The 17,663-nt window shown below is 70.1% G+C and carries 14 protein-coding genes and 3 pseudogenes; 3 read left to right on the top strand and 14 right to left on the bottom strand.

What is annotated here, in order from left to right; genetic code table 11:
- Window positions 1-4 precede the first annotated feature (4 nt).
- Window positions 5-1,444 (top strand): bifunctional glutamate N-acetyltransferase/amino-acid acetyltransferase ArgJ, encoded by a 1,440-nt coding sequence (gene argJ / locus ACT53N_RS13900; protein WP_476064448.1) that lies wholly within the window; start codon window positions 5-7, stop codon window positions 1,442-1,444.
- A gap of 43 nt (window positions 1,445-1,487) precedes the next feature.
- On the opposite strand, the pseudogene ACT53N_RS13895 reads toward argJ, so the two are convergent.
- Together ACT53N_RS13895 and ACT53N_RS13890 are read right to left on the bottom strand one after the other, a co-directional pair.
- Window positions 1,488-1,593 (bottom strand): annotated as a pseudogene (locus ACT53N_RS13895) (hypothetical protein); the annotation flags it as partial.
- Window positions 1,594-1,609: 16 nt separating this feature from the next.
- Window positions 1,610-2,665 carry a LacI family DNA-binding transcriptional regulator gene (locus ACT53N_RS13890; RefSeq protein WP_476064447.1) on the bottom strand — a complete coding sequence of 352 codons (1,056 nt, stop codon included), beginning with the start codon at window positions 2,663-2,665 and terminating at the stop codon, window positions 1,610-1,612.
- An 87-nt stretch (window positions 2,666-2,752) separates the two neighbouring features.
- Between ACT53N_RS13890 and mobA the strand changes: the two genes are divergently transcribed.
- Window positions 2,753-3,265 carry a molybdenum cofactor guanylyltransferase gene (gene mobA, locus ACT53N_RS13885; RefSeq protein ID WP_476064446.1) on the top strand — a complete coding sequence of 171 codons (513 nt, stop codon included), beginning with the start codon at window positions 2,753-2,755 and terminating at the stop codon, window positions 3,263-3,265.
- A 147-nt stretch (window positions 3,266-3,412) separates the two neighbouring features.
- Here the strand turns inward: mobA and ACT53N_RS13880 are convergent, their stop codons facing one another.
- Both ACT53N_RS13880 and ACT53N_RS13875 read right to left on the bottom strand, forming a co-directional pair.
- The gene (locus ACT53N_RS13880) at window positions 3,413-4,927 is read right to left on the bottom strand and encodes a sulfite reductase subunit alpha (protein ID WP_476064445.1); all 1,515 of its coding nucleotides are present in this window, start codon (window positions 4,925-4,927) and stop codon (window positions 3,413-3,415) included.
- Window positions 4,927-5,880 carry an FAD:protein FMN transferase gene (locus ACT53N_RS13875; RefSeq protein WP_476064532.1) on the bottom strand — a complete coding sequence of 318 codons (954 nt, stop codon included), beginning with the start codon at window positions 5,878-5,880 and terminating at the stop codon, window positions 4,927-4,929. The genes ACT53N_RS13880 and ACT53N_RS13875 overlap by 1 nt, the downstream gene beginning before the upstream one ends.
- Before the next feature lie 60 nt (window positions 5,881-5,940).
- Here ACT53N_RS13875 and ACT53N_RS13870 point away from each other — a divergent pair.
- A pseudogene (locus ACT53N_RS13870) lies at window positions 5,941-6,091 on the top strand (hypothetical protein).
- On the opposite strand, the gene ACT53N_RS13865 reads toward ACT53N_RS13870, so the two are convergent.
- The 10 genes and pseudogenes from ACT53N_RS13865 to ACT53N_RS13820 all read right to left on the bottom strand — a co-directional run bounded on the left by ACT53N_RS13865 (window position 6,069) and on the right by ACT53N_RS13820 (window position 17,655).
- A complete protein-coding gene (locus tag ACT53N_RS13865) occupies window positions 6,069-6,953 on the bottom strand; it encodes a DUF4198 domain-containing protein (RefSeq protein WP_476064444.1) in 885 nt (294 codons plus the stop codon). The pseudogene ACT53N_RS13870 and the gene ACT53N_RS13865 sit on opposite strands and share 23 nt — an antisense overlap.
- A complete protein-coding gene (locus ACT53N_RS13860) occupies window positions 6,950-7,465 on the bottom strand; it encodes a DUF2271 domain-containing protein (protein ID WP_476064443.1) in 516 nt (171 codons plus the stop codon). Before ACT53N_RS13860 ends, ACT53N_RS13865 begins: the two co-directional genes overlap by 4 nt.
- A gap of 10 nt (window positions 7,466-7,475) precedes the next feature.
- The gene (locus ACT53N_RS13855) at window positions 7,476-8,105 is read right to left on the bottom strand and encodes a PepSY-associated TM helix domain-containing protein (protein WP_476064442.1); all 630 of its coding nucleotides are present in this window, start codon (window positions 8,103-8,105) and stop codon (window positions 7,476-7,478) included.
- A 129-nt stretch (window positions 8,106-8,234) separates the two neighbouring features.
- Window positions 8,235-9,716: an HWE histidine kinase domain-containing protein gene (locus ACT53N_RS13850; RefSeq protein ID WP_476064441.1), complete on the bottom strand. Its 1,482-nt coding sequence runs from the start codon at window positions 9,714-9,716 to the stop codon at window positions 8,235-8,237.
- 32 nt (window positions 9,717-9,748) lie between these two features.
- Complete coding sequence (locus ACT53N_RS13845) at window positions 9,749-10,459, bottom strand: 2OG-Fe dioxygenase family protein (protein WP_476064440.1); 711 nt, start codon at window positions 10,457-10,459, stop codon at window positions 9,749-9,751.
- The gene (locus ACT53N_RS13840; protein ID WP_476064439.1) at window positions 10,456-10,869 is read right to left on the bottom strand and encodes a group III truncated hemoglobin; all 414 of its coding nucleotides are present in this window, start codon (window positions 10,867-10,869) and stop codon (window positions 10,456-10,458) included. Before ACT53N_RS13840 ends, ACT53N_RS13845 begins: the two co-directional genes overlap by 4 nt.
- Window positions 10,870-10,965: 96 nt before the next feature.
- Window positions 10,966-11,086, bottom strand: a pseudogene (locus ACT53N_RS13835) (hypothetical protein); the annotation flags it as partial.
- Between the two features lie 6 nt (window positions 11,087-11,092).
- Window positions 11,093-13,003, bottom strand: coding sequence for a sialate O-acetylesterase (locus tag ACT53N_RS13830; RefSeq protein WP_476064438.1), 1,911 nt, complete (start codon window positions 13,001-13,003; stop codon window positions 11,093-11,095).
- A gap of 199 nt (window positions 13,004-13,202) precedes the next feature.
- Window positions 13,203-15,623 carry a glycoside hydrolase family 3 N-terminal domain-containing protein gene (locus tag ACT53N_RS13825; RefSeq protein WP_476064437.1) on the bottom strand — a complete coding sequence of 807 codons (2,421 nt, stop codon included), beginning with the start codon at window positions 15,621-15,623 and terminating at the stop codon, window positions 13,203-13,205.
- A 238-nt stretch (window positions 15,624-15,861) separates the two neighbouring features.
- The gene (locus tag ACT53N_RS13820; protein ID WP_476064436.1) at window positions 15,862-17,655 is read right to left on the bottom strand and encodes a DUF885 domain-containing protein; all 1,794 of its coding nucleotides are present in this window, start codon (window positions 17,653-17,655) and stop codon (window positions 15,862-15,864) included.
- Window positions 17,656-17,663: the final 8 nt, after the last annotated feature.

Genomic DNA, 17,663 nt, shown 5'->3' with positions numbered 1-17,663 from the left:
GCTCATGACCAAGACGACGAAAACGCCCGCCGATAACGCCGCCGAGTCCGCGCCCGCCGAACGCTCGCACGGGGTCATCGACGCGATCGTCGATCCGCTGACCTCGGCCCTCAAGCGTGCGGGCCTGCGTCGCGCCCAGAAGTCGGCTGGCGATTCCGAACCGGCCCCAACCGCTCCGGCCAAGGCCGCGACCGGCGCGGGCAAGCCGGGCCTGGCGATCTCGCCGCTGGCCGTGCCGTTCCCGACCATCCCGCCGATCGCCGGGGTGGAGATCGCCACGGGCCGCGCGGGCTTCTACAAGCACGAGCGCGAAGACCTGCTCTTGATGCGCTTCGCCGAAGGCACCTCGGCGGCGGGCGTCTTTACCCGTCACGGCGTAGGCTCGGCGCCCGTGGACTGGTGCAAGCGCCAGCTGGCGGCGACCGGCGGCGCGGACGTGCGGGCCCTGGTGGTCAACGCCGGCTGCGCCAACAGCTTCACCGGCAAGCCGGGCGCCGATGCGGTGCGCCGCGTGGCCACGGCCGTCGGCAAGCGCCTGGACTGCCGTCAGCGCGACGTGATGATGGCCTCGACCGGCGTCATCGGCGTCATCCTGGACGACAGCAAGATCACCGCCCGCCTGCCCGAGGTCGAAAGCCGCCTGAAGGCCGACGCCTGGGCCGAAGCCGGCCGGGCGATCATGACCACCGACACCTTCCCGAAGGGCGCCTACGCCACGGCGATGATCGACGGGGTCGAGGTCAAGATCGCCGGCATCGCCAAGGGCTCGGGCATGATCGCGCCGGACATGGCCACCATGCTGGCCTTCGTCGCCACCGACGCGGCCATCGCCCCGGCTGCCCTGCAGACCCTGGTCAGCCTCTATACCCGCACCACCTTCAACTGCGTGACGGTGGACGGCGACCGCTCGACCAATGACACGCTGCTGCTGTTCGCCACCGGCCAGTCGGGCGCGCCCAAGATCAGCCGTCCGGGCGACAAGCGCCTGGCCGACTTCCGCGAGAAGCTGGAAGGCGTGCTGCTGGACCTGGCCCTGCAGCTGGTCAAGGACGGCGAGGGGGCGACCAAGTTCGTCAAGATCACCGTCAACGGCGCCGAAAGCCCGGCCAGCGCCCGCAAGATCGCCCGCACCATCGCCGAGAGCCCGCTGGTCAAGACCGCCTTCGCCGGCGAGGACGCCAACTGGGGCCGCATCGTCATGGCCGTGGGCCGCGCCGACGAGCCGGTGGCCCGCGAGAAGATCAGCGTCAAGTTCGGCGACCTCTACGCCGCTCGCGACGGCCTGATCTCGGCCGAATACGACGAGGCCAAGATGAGCGCCTACGTCAAGAACCAGGCCTTCGAGGTCTCGGTCGACGTCGGCGTCGGGCGGGGTTCGGCCACGGTCTGGACCTGTGACCTGACCAAGCAGTACGTGGCGATCAACGGGGATTACCGGAGCTAGGGGGGCGGGCTTTGCGCCCCCTCCGTCTCGCTGCGTATCCGCAGCGATCCACCTCCCCCGCAAGCGGGGCAGGAGGGATGGGTGGTCTTCCTCACCCGTGAAACGGGGGAGGTGTCGCGGTGCGCAGCGCCGTGACGGAGGGGGCGCTCGCGGGCGCTGGCGACCCTACGCTCCCGCCGGCCCGCTGGAATCCCGCACGATCAGCGTATGGGGGTGCATCAGCTGCCGAGGTTCGCCGCCGCCGTCGCGGTGGCGGCGGATTTCTTCCAGCACCAAGTCGACGGCCGCGCGGGCCATGGCCGCGATCGGCTGGTGAACCGTGGTCAGGGGCGGCCAGATGTTGTCGGCGATCGAGGTGTCGTCGAAGCCGACGATCGAGACGTCGCCCGGCACGTCCAGACCCAGGCGATGGGCGACGCCTGCGGTGGCGGCGGCCATGTCGTCATTGGCCGCGAAGATCGCCGTCGGACGCGGCTCGGCGGCCAGCAGGCGCTCGGCGGCCTCCAGGCCCGAGCGATAGGTGAAATAGCCCTGCTCGACCCGGATGGCGTCCTGCGGGATGCCGGCGGCCTTGAGGGCGGTCATGAAGCCGTCCAGGCGCTGCTGGCTGACCGTCTGGTTCGGGTGACCCTTGATGAAGCCGAAGCGCTTGTGCCCCAGGCCGATCAAGTGCTGAGTCAGCTCGAAGGCGGCGGCCTCATTGTCGATGCGGATGGTGGCCATGTCGGCGCTCGCCGTCCCCGGCGCCACGGCGACGGCGGCGGCGCCCGCCGCGCGGACCTCGGCCAGCACCTCGGGCGACTCGCACAGCGGCGGCGGCAGGATCAGGCCGTCGACCCCGGTCTTGAGCAGGCGGGCCAGGGTGGCGCGGGCCAGTTCCGGCTCGGCGCACTTTTCGATGACGATCTGGGCGCCGGTGCGGCTGCTTTCGTCCAGCGCCCCGACCAGGAACTCCGACAGGTAGCCCGTCGAAGGGTTGTCATAGAGCAGGCCGATGCGGAACGGCGCGCTGCCGGCCAGGCTGCGGGCGGCGGGGTTGGGGGCGTAGTTGAGGTCGGCGATGGCCTTCTCGACCAGCTGGCGGGTCTCTTCCTTGACCGTACTCTCGCGATTGATGACCCGCGACACCGTCATCGGCGAGACCCCGGCGCGGGCCGCCACGTCGCGGATCGTGGCGCTCTGGGTCGTCCGACGACGCTGGCGCTCGACAGGCTGGTTCATTCTAAGTCCGTCCCTTTTCGGCGCGGACACTAGACCGCTTCGGGTGGCGCTTGGAAGAGCGGTGGGTTTTCCTGCTAAACCGGGTCCATGACCTCTTTGGGCGCAATCATCCTATGCGGCGGCGGCTCTCGGCGCATGGGCCGCGATAAGGCCGCCCTGGACTGGGACGGCCGCCGGGCGGTGGACCTTGTCGCGGACCTGGCAAGGGCGGTCGGCGCACAGGCGCTGGTGACCGCCGGCGCGGATCTTGGCCTGCCCTGGGTGGCCGATGACGCGGCGGGCGCAGGACCCGTGGGCGGGGTGCTGGCGGGCGCGCGGGCGCTGGGAACCGCGCGGCTGCTGGTGCTGGCGGTCGACGCCCCGACCATCACGCCGGACGACCTGGCGCCGCTGCTGGCGAACGGCGGCTGCTATGAAGGCTTGCCCGTGCCCATGGTGCTGGACGCCTCGGCCTTGCCGTCCGACGCCGAGGCCGGCTGGCCGCTACGGCGGCTCGTGGAGCGGGCGGGACTGGCGGCCTTGCCGGTTCCGGACGAGGCGCTGGCGCGGCTGCGCGGGGCCAATACGCCGGAAGAGCGGGACGGGCTCTTGCGGGGCTGAGCGCCCCCTCCGTCTCGCCGCGTATCCGCGTCGATCCACCTCCCCCGCGTCGCGGGTGAGGAGGCGGCTGCCACCCTCCTGCCCCGCTTGCGGGGGAGGTGGCGCGGCGCCGAAGGCGACGTGACGGAGGGGGCGCTCAGCGACGCTTCAATACACGTCCCGCCGATACCGTCCCTCGTCGGTCAGGCGCTCCAGACCCTCGGCGCCCAGGATCTCGGCCAGCGCCGCATGCACCTCGCGCGACATGCCTTCCAGCGAGCCGCAGACATAGATCGCCGCGCCGTTGGCGACCCAGCGGCGCAGGATGTCGGCGGACTCGCGCAGGCGGTGCTGCACATAGATCCGCTCGGCCTGGTCGCGGGAGAAGGCCAGGTCCAGTCGGTCCAGCAGGCCCGAGGTCTTCCAGGCTTCCAGTTCGGCGCGGTGGAAATAGTCGTGGGCGGCGGCGCGCTCGCCGAAGACCAGCCAGTTCCAGCGCACGCCGGCGGCGGCCCGGGCCTTGAGGTGGGCGCGCAGGCCCGCGAGGCCCGTGCCCGCGCCAATCAGAATCAGCGGCCTCGTGGCTTCAGGCGCGTGGAAGCTGCGGTTGACCCGCACGCGGGCCTCGATCGCGGCGCCGATTTCCGCGTGGCGGCATAGCCAGCCCGAACCTAGGCCCGGCGCGCCGTCGTGGCGGGTCATCAGGCGGACGATCAGCTCGACCCCGCCGTCGGCGGGCAGCGAGGCGATTGAGTATTCGCGGTGGGGCAAGGGCGTCAGGCGCTCGGCCAGGGTCTCGACGGACAGGCCGCGCAGGGCGGCGAGCGCGCCATCGTCCGGCGGCAGGCGAAGGCCCGCCAGGGTGTCGGCGGCCTCGGTCGGCAGGTCCAGGGCCGCGACCAGGGCGGCGACCTGCGCCGGATCATTGCGCGGGCCGATCTCGAGAACGTCGCCGGCCTGCCAGGTCGCGCCCTGGGGCGGCGTCAGGCGCACATGCCAGGCCTCGCCGCCGGGGCTACCGGGGTTCAGAAGCGTCCGCTCGGCCAGGGTCCAGGCGTCATAGGTCGGCCCCGTCCAGTCGGGCGCGTCGGTGACGCCGGTCAGGGTCGCCAGCTGTCCCTGCCAGTGGCGCAGGGCGGCGGGGTCGGCGTCGTCCACTTCCACGCGGTCGAACAGGGCTTGTGCGCCCTGGCCCGCCAGCCAGGCGTCCAGCGACCGGCCGAAGGCGCAGTAGTGAGCGTAGCTGGAATCCCCGAGCGCCAGCACGCCGTAGCGCAGGCCCGAAAGGTCGGCCGGCCCCTTCATTACGTCGCGGATGAAGGCGCGAGCCGGGTCGGGGGCGTCGCCCTCGCCGGTGGTGCTGACCACGAACAGTGCGCGGCCCGCAAGGTCGCCGGCGGTGACAGCCGAGAGGTCCTTCAGGCTGACCGGGGCGCCGGCGTCCGACAGCGCCTTGGCCGTGGCCGTGGCCAGTTCCTCGGCGAAGCCGGTCTGGCTGGCGTAGGCGACCAGCACCGGCTCGCCGGCGCCCTGCGACAGGGCCTCGGCGGCCCGCCGCGCCTGACGGCCGCGCCAAGTCTCGCGCAGGGCGATGACCAGGCAGAAAAAGGCGTACAGCGCCACGACGACGCCGGCCCAGAACCAGCGACGGGCCTCGGGGGGAAGGACGGAGAGGTCGGGCATCAGTCCAGCATCGCCTGCAGGGCGGGCGATAGGCGCTCTTCGAGGCCGGCGGGGCCTCGGCTGACGATCAGGGCGGCCAGGTCATGGGCGGCGGCGAAGGCCAGGGCGCGCTCGGGCGGCATGACCGTCAGGGCCGTGGCCCAGGCGTCGGCGCTCATGCAGTCCTTGGCCAGCACCGTGACGCTGACCGTGGGGTGGACGATCGGCGCGCCGGTTGCCGGGTCCAGCGTGTGGGCGTAGCGCCGGCCGCCATGGTCGAAGAACCGGCGATAGTCGCCCGAGGTGGCCACAGCCAGATCGTGCAGGGCCACGAGGGTCTTGTGGGTGTCGTTGGCGGCGGGCTCGAAGGGCGGCGGGCGCTCCAGCTCGACCCACCAGGGTTGGCCGTCGGGCTTGGCGCCGATGCCGCGCAGCTCGCCGCCGACCTCGACGAGGTAGCTTTTGACGCCGGCGCGATCCAGCGCGGCGGCGGCCTGGTCGACGCCGAACCCCTTGGCGATGCCGTTCAAGTCGAGCTTCAGCCCGCCCGGCTGAAACAGGGCGTCACCGTCCAGGACGAGGCGCTTCCACCCGGCGGCGTCGTGACGCGGGGCGATGTCTTTCGTCTCCGGCGGCTGGCCAGCAAACGGACGCGGGCCAAAGCCCCAGAGGTCGGTCAGGGCCCCCAGCGTCGGATCGAACGCGCCGTCGCTTTGCTCGGCGACCTCAAGGGCCCGGCGCAGCACGGTCAGGGCGTCGGCCGGCAGGACTGTCCAGCTTCCCGGCGCGGCGCGGTTGTAGCGCGACAGGTCTGATAGCGGCGCCCAGGGGCTCATCTGGTCGACCACGGCGTCGAGGGCGCGCTGGACGCTGGCCTCGAGGGCCGCGAGGTCGGTGGTCGCCGGCAGCACCGCCTTGACCGACCAGGTCGTGCCCATGGTCTGACCGCCGAACGCGCGCACGAGCCCTCCCACCGGACGGGCGGGCGGCGTGGCGATGGCGGGGACGAGGACGCGGGGCATGGTGACGATCTCATCCTCCCCCGTGCAACGGGGGAGGGGGACCGCGAAGCGGTGGAGGGGGCGTCAACGCAGGGGAAGCGCCCCCTCCGTCGCGACGCGTGCCGCGCCGCGCCACCTCCCCCGCCTTGCGGGGGAGGAGTTTAAGGCCGCTGGGCTTCGATGACGGCGGTGTAGCTGGCGCTCATGCCGTCGCCCGCCAGCGGGGTGGCCGGAGCGGGAGCGCCGCCCGGCGCGCCGCCCATGCCGGGGCCGCCGCGCATCGTCTCGCCCGAGCGGACCGTGGCGTTGACCCAGTACATGCCGGCTTCCGGCAGGGTGACCTTCACCGCGCCGTCGGGACCCGACTTGACCCTGATCTCGCCGGGGCTGGCGCGCCAGCGCGAGCCGCCGGGCACGAAGGTGACCTCCAGATCGGCGGCCGGCTTGCCGTCGATCACGAACTTGAAGGTGGCCGCCTCGGTGGCGATCACGTCGGTCGGGTGGGTCACCGGAACCAGCTCCAGGCCCTGGCCGGTGGGCTTGAGGGCCTCAAGCGTGGGCTTGTCGCGGGTGACGAAGGTCTCGTTGCGGCTGCTGGACTTGATGGTCTTCAGGTCGGCGGCGCCGGCCGGGACCTGCTTGGCGAAGTCCTCGGGCGAACCGCGGAAGCGCTTGACCTCGCCGTTCTCAGTCCAGCTGGCCATGACCGAGTTGCTGGCGGTGAAGATCTTGTAGGTTCCGGGCTTGGTCAGCTGGACGTCGAACGTCGAGCGATACTGGCCAGTGGCGGCGTTCTGGATCTTGTCCGCCGCGCCGTCGGGGGCGATCACCTGGATGCTCTCGGTGCGCATCGCGCGGTGGTCGGGATAGAAGAGCTCGTTGGAGATGGCCGCGTCGACGGTCACCCAGGCGCTGTCGCCCGAAAGGGTGGTGAAGGCCGGCACCATCCAGCCCCGGTGGGCGGAGGCCGACATCGGCAGGGCCAGGGCGACGCCAACAGCGGCGACGGCGAGCAGGCGCGTCTTGAAGGTCATGGCTTTTCTCACTTCACGGAAACGGTGACGGCGCCCAGCTCGGCCGAGCCCTTGGCGGTGGCGGGCTTTCCGGGCTTGCCCCAGGCGAACGGCACGCGGACGGCTTCGTGGCCGCCGACCTCGCGGGCGGCCTCGACGACCAGATTGTACTGGCCGGGCTTGAGGGTCTTGAGCGCGCCCTTGGCGCCCGAGAAGACCAGCTTCTGCGGACCCGGCGCGCGGGTGGCGCCGCTGACGCCGTCGGCCGGGAAGCTCATCTCGCGGCCGGCCTTGCGCCACCACTGGCGCATGTCCTTCAGCCACTTGGCCCCGTTGTCCTCGCGGTTCTTGGCGTCATACCAGACGGCCAGTGTGCCGGCGGCCGACGCGTCGGCCGGGTTCTCGATCCAGATGGCCACATAGGGCTTGTGGTACTCGGCCACATTCAGCTTGGGCACCTCGACCGTGACATTGAGGTCGGCGGCCATCGCGGGGACGCCAACGGCGGCGCCGGCGAAGGTGAGCAGGGAGATCGAACGCTTCACGGGGTCTGCCTCAGAGGTGGACGAACAGGATGACAAGAAGGACGGGCGCGACCAGGCCCAGCCCGACCAAGGGCCAGGTCAGCGGGCGCGCCCGGGCGTGGAATTGCAAGAGGATCAGGCCGGTGACCGTGAAGATCACACAGGCGGCCGCGAAGATGTCGATGAACCAGGCCCAGGCCTTGCCCGTGTTGCGGCCCTTGTGCAGGTCGTTGAGCAGGCTGATCGCGCCGCGCGTGGTCTTTTCGTGCTCGACGGCGCCGGTCTCGCGGTCGATCGACACCCAGGCGTCGCCGCCGGGGCGGGCGAGCGCCACATAGACCTCGCCAGCCGACCATTCGCCCTCGCGCCCGGCCACGTCGGCGCCGACGGCTTCGTCCAGGAAGGGTTCCAGCTGGACGGGCAGGGGGCGCTTGCCCTCTTCCGGACCCTGGGCCAGCACCGCCAGCAGGTTGGGCGGCAGGGTCGCCTTGCGGCTGACCACCTTGGGCTCGGCCTCGATCTGGCCGGCGTGATTCAGCGTGATGCCCGTGATCGCAAACAGCAGCATGCCGATCAGTGAAAGCGCCGCACTGATCCAGTGCCACTGGTGCAACTGCTTCAGCCAGAACGAGCGGCGATGTTGGGCGGCGGCGGATTTCACAGGCGGACGGAACGCGGGCTGAACGACAGGGTGCCTGTCCTTACTTGAGAACGAATTGCAATTTCAAGAGCCAAGGTGAGGCTGCGGACAAGATCGTCCCCAAAGCTTCGATCCGGGGCGCGGCGCGGCCTATTGCGCGGCCAGCGGGGCGCCGCGCGCCAGGGCGCCGACCAGCACGTTGGCCGGCACAGGCTTGCGCAGGATCGGACCGTCATCGACCTCAGGCTCCTGGTAGCCGGTCAGATAGACGAAGGGGACGCCTCGGCGGTTCAGCGCCGTGGCCACCGGCGTCACCATGCGACCGCCCAGATTGACGTCCAGCAGCGCGCGGTCGACGGGGTGGGCGTCCAGCAGCGCCATGGCCTCCTCAACCGTGCCGGCAGGGCCGACGACCTTGGCGCCGGCGGCGGTCAGTACGCGCGTCAGCTCCAGAGCCACCACCGCCTCGTCCTCGACGACGAGCACAGACTGATCGTTCAGGCTGGGCCCGGCCTCGGCGGGCGAGCCTGGCCGATAGACCGCCGCCCTCTCGACCGGACGAGCCTGCGCGCCTTGCAGCAGGTCGAGGCGCACCTTCAGGCCCTGGGGCCGCCAGGTGTGCTCGATCTGCGCGCCCAGCTGATTGGCGGCGCTGGCGATCAGGGTCGAGCCAAAGCCACGCTGCGTCGGCGCGGCGATCGACATCCCGGCGTCCTCCCGCCAGGTCAGCCGAAGGACGCCTGTGTCATCGAAGCTCCAGGCGACGTTCAAGCGGCCCAGCGGGCGCGACAGGGCGCCGTACTTGCTGGCGTTGGTCGCCAGTTCGTGGATCACCAGGGCCAGGGGCTGGGCGGCCTGGGCGTCGATCAGGGCGGGCGGGCCCAGGATCGCGACCTGCTCGCCGGCCTCGCCGCCATAGGGATCCAGCTCCAGGCGCAGCAGGTCGTGCAGGTCCGCGCCGCTCCACCGCGTCGTCGACAACAGGCTGTGGGCGCGCGCCAGCGAGCCGATCCGGCCCGATAGCGCCTGAACGTACTGGTCCTTGCTCTCGAACGGCGTCAGCTGGGCCAGGGACTGAACGACGGTCAGGACGTTCTTGGCCCGGTGGTCTACCTCGCGGATCAGCAGGCGCTCGGTCTCCTCGGCGCGCTTGCGGTCGGTGATGTCGGTGATCAGCACATAGTAGCCGGGGATTTCGCCGTCCGGCGCGATGTCGGGCACGTACCGCGCCTCGATAAAGCGGGCGCCGGCGCCCTGGTACTCGACTTCGCCCTCGTAGGTGAGCGTTTCGCCCGCCAGCGCTCGGCGCACAAAGCCCTGCAGGCGCTCATAGGCGACGTCGCCGATCACGTCGCGGAGGCTGCGACCTTCGATCTCGGCGCGATCCACGCCGAACCAGTGCTCATAGGCGCGGTTGACGAAGCGGTAGCGCTCGTCGCGGTCGACATAGCTGATCAGGATCGGGACGGCGTCGGCCATCGCGCCGGACAGCACGTCGCGGCGCTGGGCGGAAGTGGTGTGCGGCAGGGCGTGATCGTCTCGAGACATGGAAATGGACGCCCGATCCCGAGGAGCCGGAACGCCACCGTTACACGGGGGGCTCCCGGTCCAAATAGTTAACGCGTGAGGCAAACGGTCGCAGCAACCCTCGCGCGAGCGAGACCTTACGCCTCTTCCGGGCGCCGAAATGTGACGACCAGCACATCGCGGACCGCCGGGGCCTGAGATTCGCGCGGCCGGATGGGCGTCACGCCATGCAGGACGCGGTGGTCGTCGAGGAAAACGGCGTCGCCCGGCGCGGTCAGGGTGAACGAGCCCAGGCTCGCGCCATCGGGGGCGAAGATGTCGGTGACGCCGCTGTCGACGTTCTGACGGTTCACCAGCATGACAATCACCCAGTCGACCCCGTCGCGGTGCGCGCCCTCCGGCGTGGGCAGGCCTTGTTCGCCCGCCCGCGCTTCGATGCGAAACTGGTGGGTCTCGACGTGCCAGGGCCTGTCCGATGGGGGCGACAGCGGGTCGAACAGCTCAAGCCCGGCGGCGATCACGCCCCGCAACACCGGGTGGTCGGCGATCGCGTCGGTGATCGGGTCGAACCAGCGCTGCACCCCGCCGTTCAGCGGGTTGTAGTCGCGGCTCTGCCAGTGCGGCTGGTGCGGCTTGCGCTCCAGCAGGCCCGGCGCCACGGCGAAGGCGGCGAACCGCCGACGCCGATAGCGCCCGCCGTCAGCCATGAAGGTGTCGAGGCCAAGGTCGTTCCAGCTGTCGGCGAACGTGCTCCACCCGGCCATCGCCTCCGGGCCCAGCAGGGTCGACGTTTCTGCAGCCTCGAAGCGGACAAAACCCTGGTCGGCCAGGCCCGCGCGCGGGCTCAAGCCACCGCTCCGGGACGGTGAAACAGCCCCAGCTTGAGGGTGGCCGCGATCCGCTCGGCTCTCTGGCCGATGAAGGCCGCACGGGGCGCGTCGAACAACTCGGCGCAGGTCATGTGGAAGAGACCCAGCCAAGGGGTGAACAGACCCTCGGTGATGCCCTCCACGCCCTGGTGGACGGCCACTGGCTGGCCCTTGTAGCGGCCCGAGGTGTTCAGGACTGACGACCAGAAGTCCTTCAGCTTAGCCAGATGCTCAGGCCAGCCGTCGGGACCGATCGCGGTCTCGAAGATCGGGCCCAAGCGGTGGTGCTGACGGATCCGCGCATAGAAGGTCTCGACCAGCCGGTCGATCTCCTCGTCGGTGAACGGAGCAGCGTCGGCGCGAGCCTGGGAGCGCGGGGAAACGGACATGGTCGCGATATGGACCCTCCCATCCCGCGACAGAACCCCGGTGTGATCACACTTGGCTTCGGATTCTTACTTAAGGGGCGTTGGACGCCCCCTCCGTCACGGCGCTATGCGCCGCGCCACCTCCCCCGCAAGCGGGGCAGGAGGAAGATCGCATCCTCCTCACCCGTAAGACGGGGGAGGTGGCGCGAGGCGAAGCCTCGTGACGGAGGGGGCGCTTGGCTTGCTACCGCACCTCGACCTCGAACGGCCCGGCCGGCAGGTCGTCGGCGTCGAACAGGTTGAAGGTCGGGCTGTCGGCCCAGGCGAAGCGGACCTTCGATCCCGTCCCGCTCAGCACCACCGTGTTTCCGTCGATACGGCCGTCGACCCAGCGGCAGGCGGTGTCGCACAGCTCAAAGCCGATCACCTTGTCCGAACCGCGCGAGACCAGGCGTCCGCCGCCCACCTGGGCGAAGCTGACCACCACGGTGTCGCCGGTCCGCTTGGCCGAGACGACCTCGGGGCCGGTGGTCACCGGCTCGCCATAGAGGCGGCGGGCGGCTAGGGCCAGGCGCCGGCCGACCTCCTGCTTGTTGGCCGGGTGGATGTCATAGGGATCGCCAATGTCGTGGGTGACCACCAGACCTGAGTGCGGATCAGCGGCGACAGCCCGGCGCTGGGCGTCGCGCAGGGCGGCGGTTCCGGCGGACAGACCGGGCGCGGTGGCGAAGCCGCCATAGTCGGCCAACTGCACCACCAGGGCTGGCATGTCGGGCGACTGCCCCAGGCGCCGCTCGGCCATGAAGGCGCCCAGCAGGTTCACATAGGCCTTGTCGCGGCCGACATTGGTCTCGCCCTGATACCAGGCGAGGCCCGCATAGGCATAGGGGCCCATGGGGGCGATCATGCCGTTGTACAGGGTGGAGACCCCCGACAGGGTGTCCCACGGCGCTCTGGGCGGATCGCCGCCGGCGCGGGGCTCGATCCGGTAGGTCCAGTCGGTCAGCGGTAGCGACGTCCCATCGGCCAGGGTCAACACGCGCTTGGCCGGATCGCCATACATGCCGCCGTTGGCGTAGGTATCATAGGCCGAGACTATGAGCGTGTTCTTGCCGGCCTTGAGCGCCCCGGCCGGCAGGGCGTAGCGGCGGTCCAGCCATGCGCCCGATGTCGCGCCGACGCCAACGCCGTTGAGATAGGTGGTGTCCATCTCGTCGATCTGAGCGAGACCCAGGGTGGCGGCTTGGGCGGCTTGGGCGGCGGTCAGCTCGATCTCGGTCTTGAACCAGACGACGCCGTTGAACTGCGCTAGGGCCGGAACGCCCCAGCGTTCCCAGATGCCGAGATCGCGTGGCGCGGCCGTCCAGCTACCGGCGCCGGTCCACGGCGCAAGCGCCGCCTGGCCGGGGTTCTTGGCGCTCCACCAGGCCTTTATCACCTCGCCCCAGCGGCGGCTGGCGGCGTCCTGGTCCTTGATCGACAGGTTCAGGACCTCGATGGCGTCGTCATAGCCGCCGACCTTGCGCAGCGCCGCCGGCGTCATCCAGGCCTCGATCCCCGAGCCGCCCCACGAGGCGTGGATCAGGCCCAGCGGGACCTGTCGCGTCTTCTGCAGCTCGCGGGCGAAGTAGAAGCAGCTGGCCGAAAAGGCGCCGACGTTTTCCTTGGTGGTCGGCTTCCAGGCGGGTGGCTTCTTGAAATCCTTGGCGGGCGAGCGGGCGTCGGCCTTCTCGATGGTCGCCATGCGGAGGGTGTCGTTGGGCGCGCCGTTGTTGATCTGGTTCCAGGCGTCGCCCGAGGCGCTGACCTGCATCTCCATGTTCGACTGGCCCGAGCACAGCCAGACGTCGCCGACCAAGACGTCCGAGGCGCTGGCCTTGGCCGAGCCGGTGGTCGCCGTCAGGGTGTAGGGGCCGCCGGCGGGCGTGGCCGGAAAGTCCACGCGCCAGGCGCCGTCGGGACCGGCCTTGGCGGTCAGGGTTTGGCCGGCGAAGGATGCGGTGACGGTCTCGCCTGGCTTGGCGGTCCCGAACACCGGCAGCGGCCGGTCGCGCTGGACCACGGCGTGGTCGGCGAAGAGGCCGTTCAGCAGGGACTGGGCGCTGGCGGGCCCGGCGAGGGCGGCGGCCAGCAGGATCGGCGCGAGACGGCGCATAGTTTGCTCCCTGGGTGCCGCCTTGCTGGCGTCACATATATGTCCGACTTCCCCGGCGAATGCCGGGGTCCAGATTCATCCTGAGCATTTGGGGTTGACCCGCCAAAGGCCTTGGTCAACGCGCTCACGCCCATGGGTTCGATCTGGGCCCCGGCATTCGCCGGGGAGATCGGTTTAGAGAAAGGCGCTCTTCCGAGCCTTAAGCCACCGTCAGCGTCGCCTTCTTCAGGTCCACCGAGTTCGGACCCACCAGGATCGAGAAATCACCCGGCTCGACGACGCGCTGCATGTCGAGGTTCCACATCCACAGGTCCGAGGGCTTGATCTCGAAGGTGACCGTGGTCTTGGCCCCGGGCGCCAGGGTGACGCGCTTGAAGTGCTTCAGCTCCAGCACCGGACGGGTGACCGAGGCCGCCTTGTCGTGGACATAGAGCTGGACCACCTCGTCGCCGGCCACCTTGCCGGTGTTGGTCACGTCGACCTCGACCTTGACGGTCTCGCCCTGGCCGATCCTGGCCTTGGCCAAGCGCGGAGCCGAGATGTCGAAGGTGGTGTACGACAGGCCGAAACCGAACGGGTAGAGCGGGGTGGTCTCGCCATCCAGATAGCCGCGGCGGGCCGTGGGCTTGCGGTTGTAGTACACCGGCAGCTGGCCGACGTCGCGGGCGATGCTGACCGGCAGCTTGCCGCCCGGATTGGCGCGGCCGAACAGCACGTCGGCGGCGGCGTTGCCGGTTTCCTGGCCGAGGTACCAGCCCTCGATGATCGCGTCGGCGCGCTGCTGCAGCAGGTTGATCGACAGCGGACGACCGTTCAGCAGGAAGACGACCGTGGGCTTGCCCAGGTCGAAGATCGCCTTGGCCAGGTCGTTCTGCTGGCCCATCAGGTCAAGGCTGTCGCGGTCGCCCAGGTGATTGTCGGCCCAGGCCTCGCGGCTGGTCTGCTCGTTGTCACCCAGCACCATGACCACGACATCGGCCTTCTTGGCGACCTCGACGGCTTCGGCGATGAGCTTGGCGTTGACGGCCGGATCGGTGAAGTTGACCGCGTCCTGCGCCCAGACGCGCTGCTCGGTGATCCGCACGGCCTCGGCGTAGTCGAGGGCGAAGCCCTGGGCCTTGGACTCGGCGGTCAGGCCCTCGAGGATCGAGACCACATGGCGCGGCACGTCGGAGTAGCCGCCGATCGGCGTGTCCTTGGCGTGGGTGCCGAGGAGCGCCATGCGCTTGATCTTCTTGCCGTCCAGCGGCAGCACGCCCTTGTCGTTCTTCAGGAGGACGACGGCCTTGCGCGCGGCTTCGCGGGCCAGGGCCACGGCGTCCGGCGTGGCGGTCTTGGCGTCGGCGGTCTTCTCGTCGCAGTAGGGGTTCTCGAACAGGCCCGCCTGGAACTTCATCTCCAGCACCCGGGCGACGGCGGCGTCGACCTCGAATTGCGGAATGCGGCCGGCCTTCACCAGCTCGGGGATCAGGGCATAGGCCTCGCCGTCCGGCAGTTCGACATCGACGCCGGCGTGCAGGGCGCGTACGGCCGTCTCGCCCAGGTCGTTGGTCAGCTTGTGGCGGCTGATCATTTCCTTGATGGCGAAGTAGTCGCTCTGGACCGAACCCTTGTAGCCCCACTCCTCGCGCAGGATCTTGGTCAGCAGCCAGCGGTTGGCGTGCGAGGGCACGCCGTCGATCTCGTTGTACGACGGCATCACCGACCGCACCGGCAGCTCCTTCACCGCGCGCTCGAACGGCGGGAAGAAGTTCTCGCGCAGGGTGCGCTCGGCGATCTGGGCCGGACCGACATTGGTGCCGTTCTCGGGCTGGCCGTGGCCGGTCATGTGCTTGAGGGTGACGAACACCTTGTCCTTGGCCAGCGGCAGGGTCGCGCCCTGAAAGCCGCGGATGGCGGCCAGGCCGATCTCGGCGCACAGGTGCGGGTCTTCGCCGTAGGTCTCCTCGATGCGGCCCCAGCGCGGGTCGCGGGCCACGTCGACCACCGGCGCCAGCGCCATGTTGGCGCCACGGGCGCGCATCTCGCGGGCGGCGACGGCGAAGATCTTCTCGGTCAGCTCCGGATCGAACGTCGAGGCCAGGGCGATCGACTGCGGGAAGCTGGTGGCGTCACGCGCGACATAGCCGTGCAGGGCCTCGTCGTGCATCAGCATCGGGATGCCCAGGCGCGTCTTTTCCATCGCCCACTTCTGGGCGGCGTTGACGTACTTGGCGGTTTCCTTGGCGTTGCGGCCGATCGAGCCGTCCTCGGCCCCGGCGGCGGCGCCCACCACCGTGGCGGGCTTCAGGCCCCGGCGATCGGTCGGACGCGACACCTGGCCCAGGCCGTTGGGGAAGTTCTTGCTGGCTTCCTCGGGCGAGAACTCGCCTTCGGGCGTCTGGATCTTGGCCTTGGTCAGCCAGATGCCGATCAGCTGGGCGGCCTTTTCCTCGATCGTCATACGCGACAGCAGGTCCTGCACGCGGGCGTCGACCGGCTGGGCCGGGTCCTTGTAGAGCGGCTTGCCGCCCGAGGTCTTGGAGGCTTGGCCGGCGGCGTGCGCCAGGCCGGGCAGGGCGGCGGCCGACAGGGCCGCAAGGCTCGCGCCGAACAGGCGGCGGGTGAGGGTAGTGGTCATCCGGTCGTTTCCCCGAGGCTGAGCTAGGCGCTAACGGCTCTCAATCGCCGTTGTTGGGGCGCACTATGGGGGCACTTGTCTGACCACTCAAGCCAGAAATGGTACCGGTCTCATTTCTTGTTGCTGAAGCGCCCCCTCCGTCACGGCGCTGCGCGCCGCGTGACGGAGGGGGCGTCCCTGCGTCCTTCGAGGCGCGCTCAGGCGAGCCTCGAAGGACGCGCCAAGGCGCCGCCGACCCTCACCCCTGCCAGCGGTCAATGACGCCTTCCAGCACCGTCAGCGGCGCCGGACCGACCAGAAGCGCCGTGTCGTGGAAGCGCTTGATGTCGAACTTCGACCCCAAGCGCTGCTTGGTGCGCTCGCGCAGCGCCGCCCAGACCGTGTGGCCGACCTTGTAGGAGCAGGCCTGGCCGGGGTTGGCGCAGTAGCGCTCGACCTCGCGCGACACCCGCACCTCCGGGTCGCCCCCGGTCTCGATCATGTAGGCGATCGCCTTTTCGCGGCTCCAGCCCTTGGCGTGGATGCCAGTGTCGACCACGCAGCGCGAAGCGCGGAACAGGCGGGCCTGGTACATGCCCAGAAGGCCCAGATCGTCGCCGTCGTCATAGATGCCCATCTCCATGGCCACCTGTTCCGCGTAGAGCGCCCAACCCTCGGTGTTGGCCGAGAAGTTCATATTCTGGCGGAGCTTCGGCAGGTTGCTCTCGGCCACCAGGGCCAGCTGGAAGTGGTGCCCCGGCGCGCCCTCGTGATGCATCAGCGTGGCGAGAGACCAGCGCGGGCGCTCGGCTGTGTCGCGCAGGTTGATATAGACCGCGCCCGGCCGCGAACCGTCCAGCGCCGGCCGCTCGTAGTAGGCGCCCGATGAACCCGCCTCGGTATAGGCCGGCACGCGCCGCACCACGACCGGGGTCTTGGGCATGACGCCGAACCACTGCGGCAACAGCGGCTGAAGCTTGGCCAGCCGCTCGGTGCAGTAGGCCAGGAGCTCGGCGCGACCCTCGTCGGTGTTGGCGAACACCTGGCCAGGCATGGTGTTCAGGCTGGCCATCCGCTGGCCCACCGTGCCTTGAGTGAGGCCGCGTTTCTTGAGGATCTCGTCCATCCGCGCCTGGATCTCGGCGCCTTCCTCCAGGCCCAGGCGGTGGACCTCTTCGGGGGTCTTGTTGGTGGTGGTGTAGATCTTGAGGAGGGCGGCGTAGAAGGCGTCACCGTCCTTCAGACGGCCGATGCCGGCGTCGTGCACGGCCTTGGCGCGCATCGCCTGCAGGGCGGCGATCTGGCGGTCGAGGGCGGGGTGGATCTCGCCGGTCAGGATGGCGGCGGCCTTGGCGTCATAGTCGCCATAGGCCTTGGCGCGGCGGGCGGCTGAGGCGACCAGCACGTTCTTCTCGGCCGGCAGGCTGCGGAACTGCTGGAGCTGGGCGATGGCCTTATCGACCATGAAGTCGGCCGGGATCACGCCCTTGGCCGCGTCGGCGCTGGCGCGCTGGGTTTCCTGGTCCAGCACGGTGGCGAAGGCCTTCATTCGGTCCAGGTACGCATCGGCGTCGGCGGCCGACTCGATCTTGTGACGACCGTCCAGGAAGCTCGGCGTCGAGATGTAGGATCCGTAGTACTGGGTCAGCACGAACGGGCGCGCGCCGTCGCCGAAGTCGAATGGCGCGGTTCCGCTCCGGGCCTCGTAGTTGAAGAGGGCGGTGTCGTAGTTGATCGCGTCGTCGCCGGTCAGCGCCTTGCGGTCGATCGTCTTCAGGCGGGCGATCCGTTCCGCTGGTTCGGCGCGGTCGCGCTTCCAGGCGGCGACCGAGCGGTCCGAAAGCTTGCTGCGCGCGTCGGCGTGCTTGCCGGTGTCGAGGCCAAGGCTGGTGGCCTGTTCGGGGCTCTGGCTCAGGTCCTCGTCGAAGAAGGCGTCGAACAGCGCATCGAGCTGGTCCTTGGGCGTCGCCGCCTGAGCGGCGGAGGCGAAACCGGCGGTCAGGGCGGTTGCGGCCGCTCCCATCAGGATCTGGCGGCGGTCAGGTTGAGACATGGTGATCC

The organism is Caulobacter sp. DMC95 (assembly GCF_056313785.1).
The sequence above is the reverse complement of the archived record's forward strand: the minus strand, read 5'-3'. Positions and strand labels throughout refer to the sequence as shown.

Coding starts and splice junctions, on each gene's coding strand:
- argJ (WP_476064448.1), top strand. CDS start 5: ATGACCAAGACGACGAAAACGCCCGCCGATAACGCCGCCGAGTCCGCG.
- ACT53N_RS13890 (WP_476064447.1), bottom strand. CDS start 2,665: ATGAACCAGCCTGTCGAGCGCCAGCGTCGTCGGACGACCCAGAGCGCC.
- mobA (WP_476064446.1), top strand. CDS start 2,753: ATGACCTCTTTGGGCGCAATCATCCTATGCGGCGGCGGCTCTCGGCGC.
- ACT53N_RS13880 (WP_476064445.1), bottom strand. CDS start 4,927: ATGCCCGACCTCTCCGTCCTTCCCCCCGAGGCCCGTCGCTGGTTCTGG.
- ACT53N_RS13840 (WP_476064439.1), bottom strand. CDS start 10,869: ATGTCCGTTTCCCCGCGCTCCCAGGCTCGCGCCGACGCTGCTCCGTTC.
- ACT53N_RS13830 (WP_476064438.1), bottom strand. CDS start 13,003: ATGCGCCGTCTCGCGCCGATCCTGCTGGCCGCCGCCCTCGCCGGGCCC.
- ACT53N_RS13825 (WP_476064437.1), bottom strand. CDS start 15,623: ATGACCACTACCCTCACCCGCCGCCTGTTCGGCGCGAGCCTTGCGGCC.
- ACT53N_RS13820 (WP_476064436.1), bottom strand. CDS start 17,655: ATGTCTCAACCTGACCGCCGCCAGATCCTGATGGGAGCGGCCGCAACC.